This window comes from Mucilaginibacter oryzae, assembly GCF_003148845.1.
In the GTDB taxonomy this organism is placed as follows: Bacteria; Bacteroidota; Bacteroidia; order Sphingobacteriales; family Sphingobacteriaceae; genus Mucilaginibacter; species Mucilaginibacter oryzae.
The window spans coordinates 305,175-325,698 of the sequence record NZ_QGHA01000001.1 but is presented as its reverse complement, the minus strand read 5'-3'; the positions used below and the strand labels follow the sequence as shown (position 1 = coordinate 325,698).

Annotated in this window: 18 protein-coding genes; 8 read left to right on the top strand and 10 right to left on the bottom strand. The window is 43.9% G+C overall.

Annotation, left to right across the window (positions count from 1 at the left end):
- Positions 1-39 precede the first annotated feature (39 nt).
- A complete protein-coding gene (locus LX99_RS01350; protein WP_146203038.1) occupies positions 40-1,314 on the top strand; it encodes a ComEC/Rec2 family competence protein in 1,275 nt (424 codons plus the stop codon).
- Between the two features lie 136 nt (positions 1,315-1,450).
- On the top strand, positions 1,451-2,236 hold the full coding sequence (locus tag LX99_RS01345) for a glycerophosphodiester phosphodiesterase family protein (protein ID WP_245927818.1): 786 nt from the start codon (positions 1,451-1,453) through the stop codon (positions 2,234-2,236).
- A gap of 162 nt (positions 2,237-2,398) precedes the next feature.
- On the opposite strand, the gene LX99_RS01340 is transcribed toward LX99_RS01345, so the two are convergent.
- Positions 2,399-3,181 (bottom strand): SDR family oxidoreductase, encoded by a 783-nt coding sequence (locus LX99_RS01340; RefSeq protein ID WP_109605713.1) that lies wholly within the window; start codon positions 3,179-3,181, stop codon positions 2,399-2,401.
- Between the two features lie 241 nt (positions 3,182-3,422).
- On the opposite strand from LX99_RS01340, the gene LX99_RS01335 reads away from it, so the two are divergent.
- Positions 3,423-4,364, top strand: a complete 942-nt coding sequence (locus tag LX99_RS01335) for a helix-turn-helix domain-containing protein (protein WP_109605711.1) — start codon at positions 3,423-3,425, stop codon at positions 4,362-4,364.
- 104 nt (positions 4,365-4,468) lie between these two features.
- Here the strand turns inward: LX99_RS01335 and LX99_RS01330 are convergent, their stop codons facing one another.
- Genes LX99_RS01330 through LX99_RS01310 form a run of 5 tightly spaced genes read right to left on the bottom strand, consistent with a single transcriptional unit; the run spans position 4,469 to position 8,644 of the window.
- Complete coding sequence (locus tag LX99_RS01330; RefSeq protein ID WP_109605709.1) at positions 4,469-4,873, bottom strand: hypothetical protein; 405 nt, start codon at positions 4,871-4,873, stop codon at positions 4,469-4,471.
- A 47-nt stretch (positions 4,874-4,920) separates the two neighbouring features.
- Positions 4,921-5,316, bottom strand: a complete 396-nt coding sequence (locus tag LX99_RS01325) for a hypothetical protein (protein ID WP_109605707.1) — start codon at positions 5,314-5,316, stop codon at positions 4,921-4,923.
- Positions 5,317-5,333: 17 nt separating this feature from the next.
- On the bottom strand, positions 5,334-5,780 hold the full coding sequence (locus LX99_RS01320) for a hypothetical protein (protein WP_109605705.1): 447 nt from the start codon (positions 5,778-5,780) through the stop codon (positions 5,334-5,336).
- A gap of 43 nt (positions 5,781-5,823) precedes the next feature.
- On the bottom strand, positions 5,824-7,230 hold the full coding sequence (dacB, locus tag LX99_RS01315) for a D-alanyl-D-alanine carboxypeptidase/D-alanyl-D-alanine endopeptidase (RefSeq protein WP_109605703.1): 1,407 nt from the start codon (positions 7,228-7,230) through the stop codon (positions 5,824-5,826).
- The gene (locus LX99_RS01310; RefSeq protein WP_109605701.1) at positions 7,208-8,644 is read right to left on the bottom strand and encodes an APC family permease; all 1,437 of its coding nucleotides are present in this window, start codon (positions 8,642-8,644) and stop codon (positions 7,208-7,210) included. The genes dacB and LX99_RS01310 overlap by 23 nt, the downstream gene beginning before the upstream one ends.
- A 157-nt stretch (positions 8,645-8,801) precedes the next feature.
- Between LX99_RS01310 and LX99_RS01305 the strand changes: the two genes are divergently transcribed.
- From LX99_RS01305 to LX99_RS01290, 4 genes are all read left to right on the top strand, one after another.
- Positions 8,802-11,063 carry a sodium-translocating pyrophosphatase gene (locus LX99_RS01305; RefSeq protein WP_109605699.1) on the top strand — a complete coding sequence of 754 codons (2,262 nt, stop codon included), beginning with the start codon at positions 8,802-8,804 and terminating at the stop codon, positions 11,061-11,063.
- A gap of 388 nt (positions 11,064-11,451) precedes the next feature.
- Entirely contained in the window at positions 11,452-13,008 is a 1,557-nt protein-coding gene (locus LX99_RS01300) for an amino acid permease (protein WP_109605696.1), read from the top strand.
- Positions 13,009-13,046: 38 nt separating this feature from the next.
- A complete protein-coding gene (locus tag LX99_RS01295; protein ID WP_109605694.1) occupies positions 13,047-14,270 on the top strand; it encodes an MFS transporter in 1,224 nt (407 codons plus the stop codon).
- 13 nt (positions 14,271-14,283) lie between these two features.
- Positions 14,284-14,856, top strand: coding sequence for a MarC family protein (locus LX99_RS01290; RefSeq protein ID WP_109605692.1), 573 nt, complete (start codon positions 14,284-14,286; stop codon positions 14,854-14,856).
- Between the two features lie 56 nt (positions 14,857-14,912).
- Here the strand turns inward: LX99_RS01290 and LX99_RS01285 are convergent, their stop codons facing one another.
- From LX99_RS01285 to LX99_RS01270, 4 genes are all read right to left on the bottom strand, one after another.
- Complete coding sequence (locus LX99_RS01285; protein WP_211318934.1) at positions 14,913-15,800, bottom strand: alpha/beta hydrolase; 888 nt, start codon at positions 15,798-15,800, stop codon at positions 14,913-14,915.
- Positions 15,801-15,900: 100 nt separating this feature from the next.
- Complete coding sequence (locus LX99_RS01280) at positions 15,901-16,788, bottom strand: alpha/beta hydrolase (protein ID WP_109605688.1); 888 nt, start codon at positions 16,786-16,788, stop codon at positions 15,901-15,903.
- Positions 16,789-16,808: 20 nt separating this feature from the next.
- Positions 16,809-17,762, bottom strand: coding sequence for an MBL fold metallo-hydrolase (locus LX99_RS01275; protein ID WP_109605686.1), 954 nt, complete (start codon positions 17,760-17,762; stop codon positions 16,809-16,811).
- Between the two features lie 374 nt (positions 17,763-18,136).
- Positions 18,137-19,231, bottom strand: a complete 1,095-nt coding sequence (locus LX99_RS01270) for an AI-2E family transporter (RefSeq protein WP_109605683.1) — start codon at positions 19,229-19,231, stop codon at positions 18,137-18,139.
- A 243-nt stretch (positions 19,232-19,474) separates the two neighbouring features.
- Between LX99_RS01270 and LX99_RS01265 the strand changes: the two genes are divergently transcribed.
- Positions 19,475-20,461 (top strand): phosphotransferase, encoded by a 987-nt coding sequence (locus LX99_RS01265; RefSeq protein WP_109605681.1) that lies wholly within the window; start codon positions 19,475-19,477, stop codon positions 20,459-20,461.
- Positions 20,462-20,524 lie beyond the last annotated feature (63 nt).

Below are 20,524 nucleotides of genomic sequence, written 5' to 3'. Positions count from 1 at the left end.
CGGGTTACCGGAAAGGTGACCCGCTTAATAAAAAGCTTTATGAAGAAATTAATTGTAATGCTTCTTGCTTTGCTTTTCATAATGAGTGGTTATGCTCAGGAAAAAAAAGTGAATGAGCAATTGCCTGCCTGGCAGGAGGGGCAATTGGATATCCATTTCATCAATACGGGACGTGGAAATTCAAGTTTCCTGGTTTTTCCGGATGGTACAACCATGCTCATCGATGCAGGCGATATGGATGCCAATGAGTTTGAAAACACAAATGCCCCGCTAAAAATTCCACCGGCACTGCCCGATAGTTCATTAAGACCGGGGCAGTGGATTGCATCTTATATTAAACAGGTAATCCCCGCCGACAGACAAGCTACTATTGATTATGCGTTGATCACTCATTTTCATGGTGATCATTACGGCAACATCGAAAAGAATAGTCCCAAGGCGGCCAACGGCGCTTACCAATTATCCGGGCTGACTGATGTAGGCGATGCTATCCCGATTAAGCATATGCTGGATAGAGGCCGTGTTTATCCTGTTGATTTGTTGACTTATTATCGTAAAAATGCAACGTTCAATAATTACCTTGCCTTTGTTCAATATCAATCGGGCCATAAGGGGATGATATATGAAGCTTTAAAAGCGGGCAGCGCAAGCCAGATTAAATTACTGATCCATCCCCAATTATATCCTGGCTTTGAGGTACGCAATATCAAATCAAACGCCGTGATCTGGTCTGGAAAAGGTGATGGGACACGCACCTGCTTTACAACAGACCAGTTGCTGGAAAAGGGGAAGTTCAATGAAAACCCGCTTAGCAATGCTATAAGAATAAGCTATGGCCCTTTTATTTTTTACTCAGGCGGCGACAACACCGGTTATGAGGGAAGTAATTATCCCGGCCGGAGAGATGTTGAAACACCAATGGCAAAGATAATTGGCCGGGTAGATGCTCTTACACTCAACCATCACGGTAATCGCGATGCAACTAATGATGCTTTTTTAAAAGCGCTTGCTCCAAAAATTGCCGTTGAACAAAGCTGGTGCTCAGATCAGCCAGGGCAGGAAGTAGCGTTCAGGCTGATGAATAAAACAGCTTCGGAAGATAGCACCGATGTGTTTGACACGTATATGCAGCCCGAAACTAAAACCTACCTCGGCTTCTGGATTGCTAAGGGATTTAAAAGCTTTGAAGGGCATGTGCTCATCCGCGTTTCAAAAGGCGGCGGATCATATTTCGTATTCATCCTTGATGATAGAAGCCCTTTAATTAGGGTGAAACAAATATTCGGCCCTTATTTAACACATCATAAAATATAACATGTATCTGAAAAATATAAAAGCAGCCGCAAGCATTACCTGGGCTATATTACTTTATTTCACAAATAGTTATGCCCAAGCTACAAAGTGCGATAGTTTAATAAAACAATTACATCAGCCGTTAGATAGACATATCATGGTTGCAGCTCACCGTGGAGATTGGCGCGATGCTCCGGAAAACTCGCTCCTTGCTTTTAAATATGCGATGGACATAGGGGTGGATATCATCGAACTCGATTTGAACAAAACAAAGGATGGTATAATAGTGATCATGCATGATCAAACTATCGATCGTACAACTGATGGTAAGGGAAGCCCGGGTGACTATACTTTGGCTGAGCTAAAGAAATTTCACCTGAAAAATGGTTTGGGCAGGGTTACCGTAAATGCCATACCCACACTGCAGGAGGTAATGAAACTAATCAAAGGCAAAATTTTGGTAAACCTTGATAAAAGTTACCTATACTACAACGAGGCTTACCAGGTTTTGAAGACTACCGGCACACTAAATCAAGCCATTTTTAAAACCACAGAAGCTTATGAAACAGTAAGGAACCAATATCCCGCAATTATTGATAGCATTACCTTTATGGCAGTAATTGACCTGGATAAGCCCGGCGCTAAACAATCAATCGAAAATTACCAGCGTCATATCAAACCGGTAGCATTTGAACTGAATTTCGGCAAAGATACTTCAGCGATTCTTAAAAGCAACCGGTTTATTAACCGGAATGGAGCAAGGATTTGGATCAATTCATTATGGGCAAGCCTTAATGCTGGTCATGATGATGATACAGCGGTAGATTTAGGTAATACTAAAGACAGCTGGGAATGGATCATCCAACACGGGGCTACCATTATACAAACTGACCGGCCGCGGGAATTGCTGCGATACCTGAGGAAAAGGAACCTGCATAGTTAGCCGAAAGGTGCTTACAAATAATGGTTCGAATTCTGTAGGGAACAAAAAGGGCGGAAATCAATATTTCCGCCCTTGATTTTTGCAATACTTATCTGGGGATCTTTTTTGTAGGGTGTGTAAACTGAACTGTGTCAAGCCTATAGGAAATTAGAATTTTATTTTTTACTTTCTTGTTTCCATAAACTTTGCCCCAACCTTACTCGCCTGCTTCAATAAAAAGCCGGGAGCCAGCCTGCTCATTATTTTTATTACACGGGCCAATCCGGGATAAATCTCCAATTGATCCTTTTTTAATCCTGCTATTGCCTGGTCAATCAGTTTGCCGGGGTCCATCATCATATTCGTACTAACGCCATCCATATTCATAAACTTATCGTTTAACGGCGTGCTTGAGCCCGGCGCTACCAATTCAAAAACTTTTATCCCGGTATTTTTTAGCTGTACCCGTAAGGATTTGGTGTAAGATCGCAGCCCCGATTTTGTGGCCCCGTAAATTGGTGAAGCCGGGAAGGGCATCAGCGCTATACCCGATGTTACATTCATAATGGTTGCTGCCGGTTGCTTTTTAAGCAGCGGCAAAAACTGCTGCACCATGCGGATTGGTCCCATCAGGTTAATCTCTACCTCACGGGTGATATCCCTTAAGTTGGTTGAGGCGTTGTTAAGGCTGATGGCCCGCATTTCGCCTGCGTTGTTAATCAGGATATTTAAAGCCGGAAATTTGGCCCTTACTTCTTTATAAAGCTGTTCAATTGCTTCAGGGTTGCTAACATCACTTTGAAAAGTGTAAACGCCGGGCAGCTTTTTGCCTACCTCATCAAGTTTGCTTTGATTACGGCCGGTTATGATTACTGTGTTGTCTAAAGCCATTAATTTGGTAGCAAATTCAAGCCCGAAACCGCTTGTGCCGCCGGTTATCAGGATGGTGTTGTTGTTAAGTTTCATTGTTTATTTTTTAATGGATAAAAGTAGGAGCGGGGATAAGCCGGCGTTTATCTGTTTCAATCCATTGTTTATCAAATTCAAATAACGGTGTCTGGATATTTAGCGGGCCGCGTTGGTGTTCCTGGTTTTAATTAGTTGTTTTTTAATAAGATGTACTATTTTCTTATGACTTGCCGCTGACCTGGGCTTTTACCTCATTCGTTTTTTAATCAATAGCTTTGTTCAATAAAGGTTATAAGGTATGAAAACGGTAACTGTAGAAGACTTTTATAAAGATGCCGCGGTGTTTGCCGATACCACAGTCCAATCGTTATTGCCTCCGGGCATTAATAAAGAAATAGGGCACTTCAACGTGTTTAACGTTAAGGAAATATTTGAGCGGATCAAAAAAGACCCTTCGCATATGCCTTACAACCGCCGTTTGTATTATAAAATTAACCTGGTGCAGGGCCATAACATTGCCGAATATGCCGATAAGGTAATCCATATCGAAAAAAGCGCGTTGGTATTTGGTACCCCCAAAATCCCCTATAGCTGGAAGCCTCAGGATCTGAAACAGGCGGGCAGCTTTTGTATTTTTACAGATGAGTTCATGGTGCAATCAAAAAGCGGCGTAGTGCTGGATGCTTTGCCCTTATTTAGTCCAGGTGGTTACCCTGTATTTTTGCTTACTGATGAACAGGCCGGAGAAATAGCCGCCATCTTTAAAAAAATGCAGCAGGAAATAGCTTCCGATTACCTGTATAAGTACGATCTGCTCCGGAACTATGTGCTCGAGCTGATCCATTACGGGCAGAAGCTACAGCCGTTAACCGCCTATCATCATTCGCATAACGCTTCAGCCCGGGTGTCATCACTGTTTATTGAGCTGTTGGAGAGGCAATTCCCGATAGCATCGCCCGATCAGAAAATATCACTGCGTACCGCCAAAGATTATGCCGACCGGCTGGCTGTACACAGCAATCACCTCAATAAAGTATTAAAAGAAAGTACCGGCAAAACCACTACCGAACATATCGCCGCCCGGCTGATCCAGGAAGCCCGTATCCTATTGAGGCAAACTGATTGGAATATCTCTGAAATAGCTTATAGCTTGGGTTTTGAACAGCTTTCGCATTTTTCAAACTTTTTTAAAAAGCAAACTACGTTGTCGCCGGTTGAGGTTAGGAATTTGGTAGGGTAAAATAGGATGATTTTACTGGAAATGTGACTATCTCAATTCAATAATATAACTACTTTAACATTATAGGTGCCGGTTAGTTTTGAAAAATAACATGGTGATACAACTTATTGTTGTATCAATACCAACAAACCCTGCGGTGTTTCGTAAGTGTTTCCCTTGTACTTTAAAGCTTTAACCCCCACACATAAGGTATCGACGACTTTGTTTTTACGGGTGATATAAATCTTGCCGCGTACATCAGGCTCGGTGCCATCGTTCACCATCTTTAATCCGGTTAACAGCTGCATTACGCTATCAATGCCGGGCTTTTTGTCAAAGTTTTTCTCTTTACCTTCGGGGAAGTAATAGTCAAACTTATCGCAGGTGATCCTGAACTGGGTTTCACGGCCCAATTCGGTAAATTTGAATTTGATGGATTGCACATCATCAGCCGGGTTGGTTTTGCTTTTACAGGCAAACAGGCTTACAGTTAAAAGCGCGGAAAATATTACAGCAGTGAGCTTTTTCATAAACAGGTTTTATTTGCTAATAAACCTACAAATTATCCTTTAGCTTTTCACAGTTCAAATACAGTATCCCTGCTTTCATCTTCGGGGATTTGCAGCACCAGTAGTTGTTCGGTCGGGGTGATTTCGAAAGGGCAAACTTCCGTGTGCTTTTGTTGGCTTTTTACATCCGAGCAGGTGTAATGCCGTTCTACCTGATAGCTTATCTCAAACCAGCCTGTTTGTTTTGCGGCATCATAAACAGCATTAATCACCTCTAAATTAGTAATCTCAGGCGAACCGCCTTCAGTAGCATGGTTGAAACGCAGATTTAAGGTCAGGGCATCTAAATGAGGGTTACCCTTTGGTAAGCCTAAAACTTCAGCAATAAATTGCCGCGCGTCAATTTGTTTATTAAGCAAACTTTGATAAATGGATTGAGGAAAATCGAAGCGAATTTTAGTCATGCGGGCAAACTCAATAATTATCTTTTGGTATAATAAACATAAATGTCATCCTGAATCGGAACCCATGTCAATGCATCGGCCGAACACATATCAATTACGCTTACAAATGTCTGATATTTTGCATGCGCTCCGAAATGTAATTGTAAACCCAGAGTCCGACTTTTTGTACAAATCATATTTTTAATTTCCAACTTTGCAAAATCAAGTAACGACTTGTCTCCGCTTATGCTTCCGTTAAAATTGACCTTTGCATAATTCCTTTCAGGCGGAATTTTAAAATGATATTTTTTTGCCATTATCCTGCCGATATCCGGATCAACTATACCAATGTCCAAAACTCCTGTATGTTTAAATTTTTTTTGCTGATGTAGAAATACCAGGCAAAGCACAGGCAATAAAATCAAACTTATTAATCCGGGGGTATAGCTAACACGTTTGTGAGGAGTAATGGATAATATTTTCATGACGAGGTTTATAATAAATTAAAACGCTCGTTTACAGTCGTTATTACTTCAACTCATCCAGCACCCTGAATATTTTCTCCTTAATCCCCCGGCTCGATCCGCTGTAATTATTCACCATGATGGAAAAGCAAAGCTCACGCCCGTTTTTGGTTTGATAGCCGGCATAACAAAGCACGCTGTTAATGCTGCCGCTTTTCATTTTCATATCATTATAAACCGGCAAACTGGCATATAGGTCAGCAAACCAGCTTTCCTTTTTAGCCGATTGCAGGATACGGGCCAGTGTAAGCGTAGTTACCCTGTCGCCGGGCGAAAGGCCGCTGCCGTCGTAAATATTGATACTTTTAGCATCGATGCCGTGGGCCTGCCAAAACTGCTGCACTACATCAACGCCATTGCTTGTGGTTGGTTTTTTGCCTTGTTTCCAGGCCAGCGTTTTAAGCAGTTGCTCTGCATACAGGTTGATGCTTTTCTGGTTAAGCCAGTAAACTATTTTGCTTAATGTTGGAGATGAAATAGTGGCCAGGTTTTTGGCTATAACCGGCACAGACTGGTTTTTAGCGCTCAAGGTGACGGCAGATTCCGGCCCGGCGCCGATAATGATCCCCAGGCTCCTGAGCGTATCGTTTAATCTCAAAGCCGCATCATAGGCCGCATCGGGTAAAGCGGCCGAAATGCTTTTTTTATCCTGATCGATGGCGTAAGTGCCGCGCAAATACATCACTTTACTGCCTACGGGCAAAAAAGCATAGGCATTGTCGCCGCTGCCTGCCGCGCCATTAGTAAGTTCGCTTTTAAAAGTAAGGTACGGTACGGATGGAACCGTGCGCAGAATGCCTACCGGGTTGCCAACAGCACCGGTACGTAACTTAATATCAAACTGATTTTCGCGCCAGCAAAGCCCGGATGTTCCGGCACCATAATAATTACCGATATCCTGCCAGATCCAGCCCTCAGGGATGGATTGTGTGCCGAACAGGCTATCATCACCGATGATCCTTCCGGTTATCTTTTTGATACCGGCTTTTTGCAGGGCCTGGGCCATGGTAGCCAATACCCGGTTTTCTTTAGTTTGCTCATAGCGCCAGCTCCCCAGCGTGGGGTCGCCCGCGCCTTTGATAATGATATCGCCGTTAAGGGTGCCATCTGCGCCAAGCTCGCCCGTATAACCCAATAGGGTTTGATATTGAAAATCGGGGCCGAGCATATTAAATGCCGTAATGCTGGTGATGGTTTTTAAGGTTGATGCCGTAGCCAGGCCCATATTGGGGTTGCCGGTAAACACCTGTTCGCCGGTTTTGGCATCCAATACCGTTAGCGAAACCGATGCATAGCTGCATTGGCTATCCGCCTGCAAACGGTTAAACGCTGCCGACAGTTTTTGCTGAAGCGTTTGCGCCTCCGCCCATCCTCCAAAAAATAAAAAACTAATTACCAGTAAGCGCCTCATCCTGTTGTTTAACGTTCCGTTGCGAAATATAATATATCGGCACACCAATCAAAACAATTACCAGGCCATAAAGGGCAAAATCACGTTTGTACGCAAATAGCAGTACACAAAACGCTATACCCATAACAATATATAACGCCGGTAAAATTGGATAAGCTATGGCTTTGTAAGGGCGCTCAGCGTTTGGTCTTTTAGCGCGAAGTATAAAAATGCCCAGAATGGTTAATACATAAAAAATCACTACCACAAACGAGATCATGTCCAGCAAATCGCCGTAACGTCCGCTTAAACATAATAACGACGCTACCACGCACTGAATCCATAAGCCAAACTGAGGTACGCCAAATTTATTTAAAGTACCGGTTTGCTTGAAAAACACACCGTCTTTAGCCATGGTATAATAAACACGTGCCCCCGAAAGGATCAGGCCGTTGTTACAGCCAAAGGTGGAGATCATGATCATTACGGCGATAACATAGGTGCCCCAATTACCAAATATCACGTGTGAGGCAGCCACGGCCACCCTGTCCTTATCGGCAATAGTAATATCATGCAGCGATAAAACACCGGTATAAACCACGTTGGCCATTACATAAATAAAAGTTACAATGATGGTTCCCCACATCATACTTAGCGCCACATCGCGTTTGGGGTTCTTCATTTCGCCGGCTACAAAGGTTACGCTGTTCCAGGCATCGCTGCTGAAAATGGAGCCTACCATGGCTGCCGCTATAGCGCCTAAAGCCGTACCGGTGGTGAGCGTAGTAATGCTGCCGTCTTTATTCAGGTTGTGTAAATCCCAGGCGTTTGTCCAGTTGCTGTGCCAGATATCGGCTTTAAAAGCAAACAAGCCGAATATGATCAAACCGAACAAACTGATGAGCTTGGTTAATGTAAAAACTGTTTGGATCAGTTTGCCTCCCTTTACACCGCGGGTATTAACATAGGTAAGGCAAATGATCAATATAATTGATACAATTTGCGCGGCGCTGATCTTTAAGAACCCTACCTGAAAAAGGATGTTATCTTCGCTGAATGAAGGTATCAAATAGGCTGTAAACTTGCTGAAGGCCACACCCACGGCGGCAATGGTACCTGTTTGGATCACCGCGAAAAAGCTCCATCCGTATAAAAATGCGGTAAGTTTATTATAAGCTTCCTTTAGATAAACATATTGCCCGCCCGCTTTAGGGAACATCCCGCTCAGTTCGCCATAGCTCAGGGCCGCAGTAAGTGTCATGAAGCCGGTAATGAGCCAGATTGCTATTAGCCAGCCTGCCGAGCCCACATTACGCGTAATATCGGCGCTTACAATAAAAATACCTGAACCTATCATTGAGCCTGAAACCAGCATGGTACCATCCAGCAGGCTTAGTTCGTGCTTCATTTTTGTTTGCGATGCGTTTTTCGCCATATATTATTTCAGAGTTTAAATCTCTAAACTATTCAAAAAACTTTAATATTGACAGTAAGCTTGCTAAATAAATAAAATTACTATTTTGCAATAACCAATTTTATTAAAAACCAGGTGCTTACCTGGATACCTTCTTACTAAACCAATTTTTGAGACTATGGATTTTTTAAACACTTACTTGATCTATTTAATTCCGGTGATGGGGTTGATCGGTATACTGGTTATGGCCGGTAAAGCCGCGTGGGTTACTAAACAAAATGCCGGCGACGGCGACATGGTTACATTGGCCGGTTACATTGCTGATGGCGCCATGGCTTTTTTACGTGCCGAGTGGAAAATACTCGGGGGCTTTGTGGTGGTAGCCGGTATGTTGCTGGCCTGGTCGGGTACAACAGTTGCCACTTCAAGCCCTGTTATCGCCGTATCTTTTTTAATAGGCGCATTTTTATCGGCCTTTGCCGGGTACCTGGGTATGCGCATTGCAACTAAAGCAAACGTACGCACTACGCAGGCGGCACGTACCAGTTTGGCACAAGCATTAAAAGTGTCATTTACAGGCGGCACCGTAATGGGCCTTGGTGTTGCAGGTTTGGCAATTATTGGTTTAGGATCGCTTTTTATTCTTTTTTACCAGATGTATGTTGTAGGCGTTACCGGCAGCACCGTTAATGGTGATGATATGGCGAAAGCGCTTGATGTTTTGGCCGGGTTTTCATTAGGCGCCGAATCGATAGCGTTGTTTGCCCGTGTAGGCGGCGGTATTTACACCAAAGCGGCCGACGTAGGCGCCGACCTGGTGGGTAAGGTTGAAGCAGGCATTCCCGAGGATGACGTGCGTAACCCGGCCACTATTGCCGATAACGTAGGCGATAACGTGGGCGACGTGGCAGGTATGGGTGCCGATCTTTTCGGCTCGTACGTGGCTACCATGCTGGCTACGATGGTATTGGGCCGCGAATTAGTGGGACAAGATGGAAAAGCATTGCAAGATCACTTCCAAGGTATTGGGCCTGTTTTATTACCAATGGTTATCGCAGGTTTAGGGCTTATATTTTCGATTGTTGGCGCTTCTTTGGTGAAAATTAAAAAAGAGACCGACAGTGTACAAAATGCATTAAATATCGGTAACTGGGCATCAATTGTTTTAACAGCAATAGCAACATATTTTGTTGTTCAATGGATTTTGCCAGATGGAAACTTCCGCATGTTGAGAGATATTAATTCAACAGGTACCTTAAAATCAGGTGTTGTTGAATTCACCAAAAACGGTGTTTTTGGTTCGATTGTGGTAGGTCTTGTGGTAGGTACCTTAATGTCTATCATTACCGAATATTATACCGCAATGGGTAAACGCCCTGTGTTGAGTATCATCAGGCAGTCGTCAACCGGACATGCTACCAATATCATTGGCGGCTTATCCGTAGGTATGGAATCAACAGTATTGCCCATCCTTGTTCTGGCATCGGGTATTTATGGTTCATACTATTTCGCGGGCTTGTACGGCGTAGCTATAGCGGCAGCTGGCATGATGGCTACCACCGCCATGCAGTTGGCCATAGACGCTTTCGGACCAATTGCCGATAACGCGGGCGGTATTGCGGAAATGAGCCGTTTGCCCGAAGAGGTTCGTCATCGTACAGATAATTTAGATGCTGTTGGTAACACCACTGCCGCTACCGGTAAGGGCTTTGCTATCGCTTCGGCAGCTTTAACCTCCCTGGCATTGTTTGCCGCCTTTGTGGGTGTGGCAGGTATTGAGCATATTGATATTTATAAGGCCGATGTGCTGGCTGGCCTGTTTGTGGGCGGCATGATCCCGTTCATTTTTTCGGCACTATGTATCTCGGCGGTAGGCCGGGCAGCCATGGCGATGGTAGAAGAGGTACGACGCCAGTTTCGCGAAATACCCGGTATTATGGAATACAAAGCTAAGCCAGAATATGAAAAATGCGTGGCTATCTCCACCAAGGCTTCTATTCGCGAAATGGTAGCACCCGGTTTAATCGCGTTAATCACGCCCATTGTCATCGGTTTCGCTTTCGGGCCGGAAGTGTTGGGCGGCTTACTGGCCGGTGTTACCGTCTCGGGCGTGTTGATGGGTATTTTTCAAAGCAATGCCGGCGGTGCGTGGGATAATGCCAAAAAATCGTTCGAAAAGGGTTGCGAAATCAATGGGGAGATCTTTTATAAAAAATCAGAACCGCATAAAGCTTCTGTAACCGGTGATACTGTAGGCGATCCTTTCAAAGATACTTCCGGGCCTTCAATGAACATTTTGATCAAACTGATGTCGATCGTTTCTTTGGTTATTGCACCGCATTTAAATCATTCGGGCAATACAAGCGCTAATCATATCAAAAGTTTTGACAAGCAGCATGCTGTTACGCAGGTGATTGTTAAGGCTGATGCGAAAGCGTAATAGACTGGTGTCTGAATCAGAATTTACAGAATTTTTAAATTTTCAGAATAGATGCGTTTAGAATTCTGTTAATCATGAAATTCTGTAAATTCTGATTCAGACAATATTATTAGCGTGCTTAAGTTTCAAACTTAAGCTGTTTTACACCACGGCTTAGGCTGCGTTTAACCCGCGGCATATAATTGGGCTTCCAATGCTGTTGATCCTTCCGTTTTCTGAACATTCTGATTCAGACAAATCTCTACTCATCTAATCGACTTTAACAGTTTAATATTTTGATAATTAAACCTTAACTGTTGTTTCATTCGGCGCTTTATGTTTTCAATAAATTTAAGTACGTTTGGGGAAATGTAAATTTTTAATTTTTGACTGATCTTACTAATTTAAAATGAAGTTATTTATCAAGAAACCGCTTGCGCAACTAATGGCTGCCTCGGCAGAGACAGAAAAGTCGCTTAAGCGTACTTTAGGCGTTGGTTCGCTTATCGCACTGGGCATTGGCGCTATTATTGGCGCGGGTATTTTTGTGCGTACTGCCGCTGCTGCCGGTGAACACGCTGGTCCTGCAGTTACCATCTCTTTCCTTATCGCTGCTGCAGGTTGCGCGCTGGCAGGTTTGTGCTACGCGGAGTTTGCCAGTATGATTCCTATCGCAGGTTCTGCTTACACTTACTCTTATGCTACCATGGGCGAATTCATCGCCTGGATCATTGGCTGGGACTTAGTGCTCGAATACGCGCTCGGTGCTGCTACTGTGGCTATTGGCTGGTCGCAATATTTCAATGAGTTTTTAACAACTTTCTTTAATGTGCATATCCCGTACGCATGGTCGCACTCATTTATGGAAGTTTCGAACACTACCGTTGGCATGTACGCTAACGAAATGGGAACCAGGGGTATTGTTAACCTCCCTGCTATTTTTGTTTTGTTCCTGCTTACATTATTACTGATCCGTGGTACTGCCGAATCGGCAATCGTGAACAACATTATCGTAATTGTAAAGGTTGCTATTGTGTTGATGATCATTGGTTTAGGCTGGCACTTCATTAATCCTGCATTCCATACGCCATACACTATCCCTGCCGATGCGGGCGTGATCAAGGTGAGCGCAGGCACGGTTGACTATTCTGATACCTTTAACCATGGGTGGCTTGGCGTATTGCGCGGGGCCAGTGTGGTGTTCTTCGCCTTCATCGGTTTTGACGCCGTTTCAACTGCAGCACAGGAAGCTAAAAACCCACAAAAAGATATGCCTAAAGGCATCCTGATCTCGTTGGTATTTTGTACTGCGCTTTACATCCTGTTCTCGCACGTGTTAACAGGTTTGGTGTCATATAAAGATTTCCTTATTCAAGGTAAAGAAGCTTCTGTAAGCTATGCAATCAAAACAGCAATGCCTGGTTATGGTTGGTTAGCTTCGTTTGTTACCGTGTCAATTTTGGCAGGTTTCTCATCAGTGATCCTGGTGATGCTGATGGGCCAAACCCGTGTGTTTTACACCATGAGTACCGATGGTTTGATCCCTAAGGTTTTCTCGAAATTGCACCCTAAATTCCGTACGCCATACAAATCGCAATGGTTGTTTTTTGTGTTCGTATCATTATTTGCCGGTTTTATCCCTGATAAATATGTGGGTGACATGGTGAGTATAGGTACTTTGTTTGCTTTCGTGTTGGTGTGTATTGGCATCTTTATTTTAAGAAGAACAGATCCGGATATTGTTCGTCCGTTTAAAACACCTGCTTATATGATCGTTTGTCCGCTTGGTGCACTCATTTGTTTGTGTATGATCGCCAGTGAAGGCTGGGAAAACTGGGCAAGGCTTATTGTTTGGCTGTTGATCGGTTTCGCGGTTTACTTTGGCTACAGCATCAAACGTTCGCACGTGCGCCATGGTAAAGTTGAAGGCGCTAACGACCCAATTAACCCTAAATTTGTTGAATAGTATATAACAATGTTATTATAAATCAAAAAAGGTTCTGAATGCTCAGAACCTTTTTTGTTACGTTCAGTTTTTACCTTGCTAACCAATGCAACCGCTTGATGAAGGGTGATAAAAACCTGTGGGTATTAGTATTTATATGCGTAATCAACTCGTTAGGGTTTGGTATTATCGTACCAATACTTTACTCGTATGGTAAAAAGTTCGGCATTACCGGCGAGACATTGGGCGTGCTTACCGCCTCTTTCTCTGTTGCGCAGTTTTTTGCCACCCCTGTTTTAGGCTCCTTATCTGATAAATGGGGACGCAAACCTTTATTGGTGATCAGCCTGGCGGGCACCTGTATTTCCTTTATTCTTTTTGCTGAAGCGCGCAGTATGATCATGCTGTTTGCAGCCCGTATTTTAGACGGCCTTACCGGTGGTAATGTATCGGTGGCGCAGGCAATGGTATCGGATACGGCTGAGCCCGATAACCGCGCCAAACGTTTTGGCATTTTGAGTTCAGCCTTTGGGTTCGGGTTTGTGATAGGCCCGGCAGTTGGAGGCCTGCTTAACCGCTACGGCATGCAGGTGCCTTTTTACTTCGCGGCGGGAATTTCGCTGATCGGTACGCTTTGCAGCCTTTGCTTTTTAAAGGAAACCAATCCGCCGGATAAATCGAAAAACGCTTCAGAAAATTCAAAATTTACCTTTGGCTCACTGATCACTACCCTGAAAAGGCCGGTCATAGGCACAGCAGTGTTTACGGGCTTTCTGTTAACTATGGCGCAGTTTACCATGATTATCGGTTTCCAGACTTTTAGTGTAGATATATTGAAGATCAACCCTACGCAGATTGGTATTTTATATGCAGGCTTCGGTGTCAGCGGAATCATTATGCAACTTTGTGTGCCGCTGTTTACCAAATGGTTCTCATCAAAATCCCTTATCCTGTTGTTATCCACTTTTCTTTGTTTTGCCGCGATGTTTACAACCGGCTTAGCTAATAGTTTCTTTCCCTTTGTTGCCGGTATTTGCATTTACGGACTGTTCAACGGGCTGCGCAACCCTATGCTGAACGCAATTATTGCCGATCATATCGACCATGAAGAACAAGGCAAGGTGCTGGGCATCAACCAGTCGTACGCGTCCGTCGGGCAAACCCTCGGGCCGGTTACGGCCGGCCTTGCAGCTTTGCTATCGGTACATGCAATTTTCTTCTTATCTTCATGCTATATTTTGGCCGCGTTTGTGATCAGCTTCCGGCTAAAGCGTAAAGAATAAAACCCGTAAAGCAATGCCGCACCCGTTTATTATTAAGGAGATCATTTCGGTAACAATGATCCTTTTCGCTATTATCGATATTTTGGGCGCTATACCGGTAATTATCCAGCTGAGGCAGCGTGTAGGCCACATCGAATCGGAAAAGGCCAGTATAGCTGTGCTGGTGTTGATGGTAACCTTTCTGTTTGTTGGGGATGAGTTACTGGCGGTTATAGGCCTTGATATCTCCTCATTCGCGATAGCTGGTTCGCTGGTGATCTTTATTATCGCGATGGAAATGATTTTGGGGGTCGACTTTTTTAAGGAAGAATTGCCGCAGGCCGCCTCAATTGTGCCGCTCGCTTTCCCGCTCATCGCGGGCGCCGGTACCATGACAACGTTACTTTCGCTTAAATCGCAATATCAAACACAAAACATCCTGGTAGGTATTGTGCTGAACACCGTAGTGGTTTACGCGGTGCTTAAAAATGTAAAGTGGCTCGAAAAACTGCTTGGGCCTATAGGGTTAAGCGTATTACGTAAGGCTTTCGGAATTATTTTGCTGGCGATAGCTATTAAGCTGTTCAGGAGCAATACGCATTTGTAGTGCTGCTCAGTCCTGCTTCAGCGCAGGGCCGGGGCAACACCCGTTCAAATTTATCGTTATTTCTGCCTGAAGCTGTCGCCGATAAATGCCAGCGCGTCGGTAATCCCGGTGCGCCAGTAGGTCCAATTGTGGGCGCCATCGCGGATCCTAAATTCATGCGGAACCTTTTTTTCGGTAAGCGCAATATGCAGCAGTATGTTGCCTTTGCTTAGGGCGTCGTCATCACCGCAGTCCAGCCAGAGGCGTACGTTTTTAAGCTCCTCGGCATTTTTGTTTTGTACCAGGTCAAGTACCGAATTGGCCCTCCAGGTAGCGTTCAAACGCGCGTTTCCCTGCAGGTTGGGGCCAATCACATTGCTATAGACTTCTTTCCAGCGGGCATCGGTTATTGCCATAAAATCATCTTCGTTACGCACCGCCGCGCTCAGGGCTGCCGCTGCCGAAAACATATCTGGATGTTTAAAGCTGTACACCAGGGTACCGTAGCCACCCATAGACAGGCCGGCAATACCACGATATTCCTTTTTGTTTTTTATACGGTATTCTGTTTCAATGGCCGGGATAAATTCCTTAAAAAAGAAGTCCTCATAACGCTGTTTGCCATTATAGTTATTAATATACCAGCTGGTACCTGCGTCGGGCATGATAATGATCATAGGGGGGATGGTACCACTGGCAATGGCTTTGTCGGCGTAGCGGTTCACTTCGCCAAATTGCAACCAGCCGGTATGGTCGTCGCCGTAGCCATGCAGCAGGTACACCACCGGGTAAGTACGGTTTGATGATTCGTAATCGGGCGGTAAGTACACCGCGTATTTAACGTTCCTATCTAAAATATCGCTTTTTACATATAATTCTTCAATTACTTTGCCCGTTTGCTGCGCAAAAGCGCTGCCCGCAACGAGTAGAAGACATATCAGTAAAAGCTTTTTAATCATCTTCATGAGTGAATGAAATCTAAATTTTAGGTTTTGTTGATGTGAGGTTTCAATCTGTACATCCGCACATCTGAAATTTGCATATCTAAAAATCCGCGTATCCCAATTATTTCTGCCTGAAACTATCCCCAATAAAAGCAAGGGCATCAACAATGCCGGTACGCCAGTAGGTCCAGGTATGGGCGCCGTCACGTACTCTGAACTCGTGAGGGACTTTTTTTTCTGAGAGGGCTATATGCAGCATACAGTTACCCTTGGTTAAAAAATCGTCGTCGCCGCAATCAATCCAGTAGCGCACATCATTCAGTTCATCGGCGCTTTTGCTTTGCACCAGCCCCAAAACCGAATAACCTTGCCAGGCGGCGTTAATCCTGTCCTTACCCTTCAGGCCTCGGCCCCAAAGCTGGCCGAAAATTTTATCCCATGTATCGTCGGGCGTACTGATGATCTGGTCGTCGGGGAAAACGGCGGCACTTAATGCCGCCCCGGCAGCAAACAGTTCGGGGTGTTTTAACGTGTATATTAAAGTGCCGTAACCACCCATCGAAAGGCCTGCAATTCCACGATATTTCTTTTCGGCTTTGATGTTGTATTCTTTTTCTACCTGGGGCATAAACTCTTTCACAAAAAAGTCTTCATACTTTTCTTTTCCGTCATACGAGTTAATATACCAGCTCGAATCGGCATTAGGCATCACAATTACCATAGGGGGAATGGTGCCGTCGGCAATGGCCTTATCGGCATAACGGTTTATCTCGCCAAATTGCAGCCAGCCGGTATGGTTATCGGTGTAGCCGTGCAGCAAATAAACAATGGGGTAGCTGCGGTGTGCTGTACCGTAATCGGGCGGGAGGTAAACGGCATAATCAACATTGCGTTTTAATATTTTGCTTTTGATATGCTGCTCTTCCAAAACCTTACCGCCCTGTTGCGCGAATAAGTTTGCGGAACTAAAAACGAATAATAAAAGCAGACCGGTTATTGATATTTTCATGGATTGATGATGTTTAGAGGTCAAAAATTAAGCGCTTTACCCTGCTGCGGATAAATGAGATTTACCTGCAATTTATTGGCAGCTTTTAACTGGATTTTAATTTTACTGATGTTTGCGGCAGGCGGTTTCAGATGCGTTACCACGATATTTAAACCTTTTATATTTTCGGTACCTGCCAGTGCGCCAAGCTTGTCGATTTCGGCCATTAACCACTTTGGCGTAAGGTGGCCAAACAGCGTTTTATCGGGCTGCTCATTGGGAAAGGAAACTTCAATTAAGATAGCCTTAAGCTTTTTGCCTTTTACCAGCGGGGCGATGGCTTGCCAAAGGTTTTGCATATGATCGCTTTTCTCGATCTCGTCGGGGCCGGTATCGCCTAAATAAAGCAGGTAATTATCGTTATTATTTACCAGGAAGGCGGTGCTGGTAAGGTTGGAGTGGGCAAGCGGGAAAGCCGTTACCTTCAGTTTGGTATTTTCGATCGGGGTTTCGGCGCCCGGCTCGAGTACTTTATAGTGGTATTTTTTTAAGGTCGGCGCCTCGCCCTGATCGCCGAAGTTCGCCCAGCTTTTCCAGGTAAAATAGCGGGATTTGATGGTTTCGATGCAGTCATTAAAGGCATAAATGTTTTTGCTGCTGTCTTCGGGCGAGTTAATGATCAGCCCCGCGATGTGATCAAGGTGCGAATGAGATATCAAATACGCCTTGATATATTGCTTTAAAACAGTGGCGCCATCAGTATTAAAACTTTTATTGCTTACCGCCTTTTCAATGCCGTAATGAAGTGTGCCGGCGTCAAGGCATATATAATTATTACTGCCCCCGGGGGCAACCATATAGGCCGAAAGATTGCTTTCGTCAATACCGCCCAGTACCCCCAAAGGCACTACCCTGAACTTTTTTGCCTGCGCCAGGCAAAATACAGGCAATAGCAAAAAATACAGAATTGGCAGCAGCTTATGTTTTAAATTCATTTTTAGGCAGATATAGCTTTAGTTGGCTACGCTACTAAATTAAGGATATGCCCAAATAATCAAAGTAAAATTAAAGCTGTTTTTATGAAAAGCGCGATGCGGTAATTTTTAAATGTTAAATTACATAACGATTGGCAAGACAGCGTTCGCAAAAAAACTTACGTACGGGCAGCCAAAACAAGGCTATTTTTAGCAATAAACCACGTTTACGGCGTGTTTTTAATGGTTCATTGCATCGCCTGCATCTGTATACCGGACGGGAATCGTTTTTTACAATTTGCATCATGATAGGGGGGCAATAGCTTTAGCAACTTATAACAATACTAACCTTAAACGAAAGTTTAATTGAATAGGTTTACCCTAATTAAGAATATTTATTCCGTTTTCATCGCTTTAGCCGCCTGTTCTTTGTATTCGTAATCGCCACCAAACAAGTACCCCCATGGTTTGAGCGGCTCAATTCTGTCGAAAATAATTTTAAATATGGCAATAACCGGTATAGACAGGAACATGCCCGATAATCCCCAGATCATTTCGCCTATGATGATACCGATAAATGAAATTAAAGCATTGAGCCTCACCTTGGATCCTACTATAGTTGGAAGCAGGAAATTGGCGTCGACCGCGTGGATGCCGATTACACTTACCGCAACAGTGATGGTATGGCTAAGGCTGCCGGTGGCAAAAGTTATTACAGTACTTAATATCAACGCGGTGAAGATACCGATGTAAGGGATAATATTAAACAAGCCCACAATAATGCCCAGCAAAGCGGCGTATTTGATACCGATCATCCAGAATACCGTGATGGCTACACCCGCAACAATAACCATCTCCAGCAGTAAGCCTATAATATATTGCCTTAAAATGCTTTGAATATTCTCAACAATATCCATTACGATATGCTCATTTTCATCCCGGAAAACCCACACTATAAAGCGGATAAGCAGGCGGCGGTATAAAAGGATGAAAAAAGTGAAAATAAGGATAAATACATAAAACAGCATCAGCGATGAGATGGCCCCAAACGTTGTTCCTAAAACGTCCGTCCCCGATTCCATCAGTTTTTTGGCTGTATCGTCAACATAAGCTATTTGTTTCTCCGCGTTAACATGAAACGCGTGCTGGATCCAGTGTTGGATATCCTGTACCGATTGCGACACCTGCTTTTTAAGCATAGGCCAATCATTAGCCATGTTTGAAATTTGCGATCCTACCAGGTATAATATGCCCGAGATTCCCCCAACCAACAAAAGTATCGATACAAGCGATGCCATACTACGCGGCAAACGGAGCTTTTTTTCCAGAAAATTACATACGGGTAATAGCAGTATGGCAAATATAAAACCAAAGATTAAAGGGTCGAGCAGGTCTTTGCCCATGATAACGAGGTAACCGAGTGCTATAAAGCCTATCAGTACCAATGCCATACGTTCGTAAAAAGGTACGAGTAGTTTATTTTTTAGCATAAGCGCTTATTGGGGTATGTTGATGCCTTAACAGGTAAGTATTACAGATGTTTTGAAGATAACGAATAATTGGGAAATCAGCTAAAACAAGCCGCGATTTAAAGCAATTTGGAGGATGCTTACAAATGGTTAACGGTAATTTTCAGAATAAATTTTGCCCGAAAAAATATAGTTTAAAAACGCGGTTAATAAATAAATACAGATATATATTTGATTAAACCACAGTTAATTATTGCTTATTTTATGATTCCTGAAAATAAAAAAGAGGCTGTAAAACAAGCCTTGTACAGCACATTCGGCGTTGCCTGGTTTGATAATGTAACTATGTTAACCCAGGGGCTTTCGTCGGCACTTATATTTAAAATATGTGTTTCGGGTAAGCCGTATTTGTTGAGGATTATTACGAGGGAAGACGCAATGGCCGATCCGGTGCATTGGTTTGGCTGTATGCAAAGCGCAGCCGAAGCCGGGCTTGCTCCACGCGTATGGTATCTTAATGCCTATGATCGGATTGCCATTACAGATTTTATTGATGTAAAACCTTTTCCGGTAGATTATGCCAGGGCCATGCTACCTGGCTTATTAAAACGGCTGCATAATCTGCCGCTGTTTCCCATACGCGTTAATTATATCGATGTGGTATCCGGCTTTGTTGAAAAATTTAAAGCGGCAGGTATTATGCCGGCAAGTATAACTGATGGGATATTCGAGGCGTACAGTCGGGTGGCAAGCGCTTATCCCCGTGATAGCGATAATTTAGTATCATGCCATAATGATTTAAAGCCCGACAATATATTATTTGATGGTGAGCGGATATGGCTTGTTGATTGGGAAGCGGCGTTTTTAAACGACAGGTATATGGACCTGGCCATTATTGCCAATTTTGTGATAAGTAATGAAGATGAAGAGGCCGCATACCTTAAAGCTTATTTTGTGCCTGAGGTTACCGAATATCATTTAGCACGTTTTTTCCTGATGCGGCAGGTGCTTCACGTATCATATTTTACATTTTTTATGTTGTTGGCCGCCGGGGCAGGCTGCAAGGTTGATTTAGATTTCCCCCTGCCAGATTTCAAGGAATTGCACACCCGGATGTGGAACGGTGAAATTAATTTGGCTGATAATGATGCCCGGCAGCAATATGCCCTTGTTCATTTTAAGCAATTGTGCTGTAATTTGAATAGCAAACGCTTTGAACAATCGCTAACTATTATTGCGCAAAGCATTTAGTTCAAAGGTGTTTTCAGCCCTTGTATGAAGATGCTGGTTATGAAGCAAGGTTAAATATTTGGC

What these genes read in the sequence shown, in the direction of transcription:
- LX99_RS01295 (WP_109605694.1), top strand. Translation starts at nt 13,047, where the DNA reads ATGCTCAGAACCTTTTTTGTTACGTTCAGTTTTTACCTTGCTAACCAA.
- LX99_RS01345 (WP_245927818.1), top strand. Translation starts at nt 1,451, where the DNA reads ATGGTTGCAGCTCACCGTGGAGATTGGCGCGATGCTCCGGAAAACTCG.
- LX99_RS01280 (WP_109605688.1), bottom strand. Translation starts at nt 16,788, where the DNA reads ATGAAAATATCAATAACCGGTCTGCTTTTATTATTCGTTTTTAGTTCC.
- LX99_RS01275 (WP_109605686.1), bottom strand. Translation starts at nt 17,762, where the DNA reads ATGAATTTAAAACATAAGCTGCTGCCAATTCTGTATTTTTTGCTATTG.
- LX99_RS01310 (WP_109605701.1), bottom strand. Translation starts at nt 8,644, where the DNA reads ATGGCGAAAAACGCATCGCAAACAAAAATGAAGCACGAACTAAGCCTG.
- LX99_RS01340 (WP_109605713.1), bottom strand. Translation starts at nt 3,181, where the DNA reads ATGAAACTTAACAACAACACCATCCTGATAACCGGCGGCACAAGCGGT.
- LX99_RS01305 (WP_109605699.1), top strand. Translation starts at nt 8,802, where the DNA reads ATGGATTTTTTAAACACTTACTTGATCTATTTAATTCCGGTGATGGGG.
- LX99_RS01325 (WP_109605707.1), bottom strand. Translation starts at nt 5,316, where the DNA reads ATGACTAAAATTCGCTTCGATTTTCCTCAATCCATTTATCAAAGTTTG.
- LX99_RS01320 (WP_109605705.1), bottom strand. Translation starts at nt 5,780, where the DNA reads ATGAAAATATTATCCATTACTCCTCACAAACGTGTTAGCTATACCCCC.
- LX99_RS01330 (WP_109605709.1), bottom strand. Translation starts at nt 4,873, where the DNA reads ATGAAAAAGCTCACTGCTGTAATATTTTCCGCGCTTTTAACTGTAAGC.
- LX99_RS01300 (WP_109605696.1), top strand. Translation starts at nt 11,452, where the DNA reads ATGAAGTTATTTATCAAGAAACCGCTTGCGCAACTAATGGCTGCCTCG.
- LX99_RS01285 (WP_211318934.1), bottom strand. Translation starts at nt 15,800, where the DNA reads ATGAAGATGATTAAAAAGCTTTTACTGATATGTCTTCTACTCGTTGCG.
- LX99_RS01350 (WP_146203038.1), top strand. Translation starts at nt 40, where the DNA reads ATGAAGAAATTAATTGTAATGCTTCTTGCTTTGCTTTTCATAATGAGT.
- LX99_RS01290 (WP_109605692.1), top strand. Translation starts at nt 14,284, where the DNA reads ATGCCGCACCCGTTTATTATTAAGGAGATCATTTCGGTAACAATGATC.
- LX99_RS01335 (WP_109605711.1), top strand. Translation starts at nt 3,423, where the DNA reads ATGAAAACGGTAACTGTAGAAGACTTTTATAAAGATGCCGCGGTGTTT.
- LX99_RS01270 (WP_109605683.1), bottom strand. Translation starts at nt 19,231, where the DNA reads ATGCTAAAAAATAAACTACTCGTACCTTTTTACGAACGTATGGCATTG.
- dacB (WP_109605703.1), bottom strand. Translation starts at nt 7,230, where the DNA reads ATGAGGCGCTTACTGGTAATTAGTTTTTTATTTTTTGGAGGATGGGCG.
- LX99_RS01265 (WP_109605681.1), top strand. Translation starts at nt 19,475, where the DNA reads ATGATTCCTGAAAATAAAAAAGAGGCTGTAAAACAAGCCTTGTACAGC.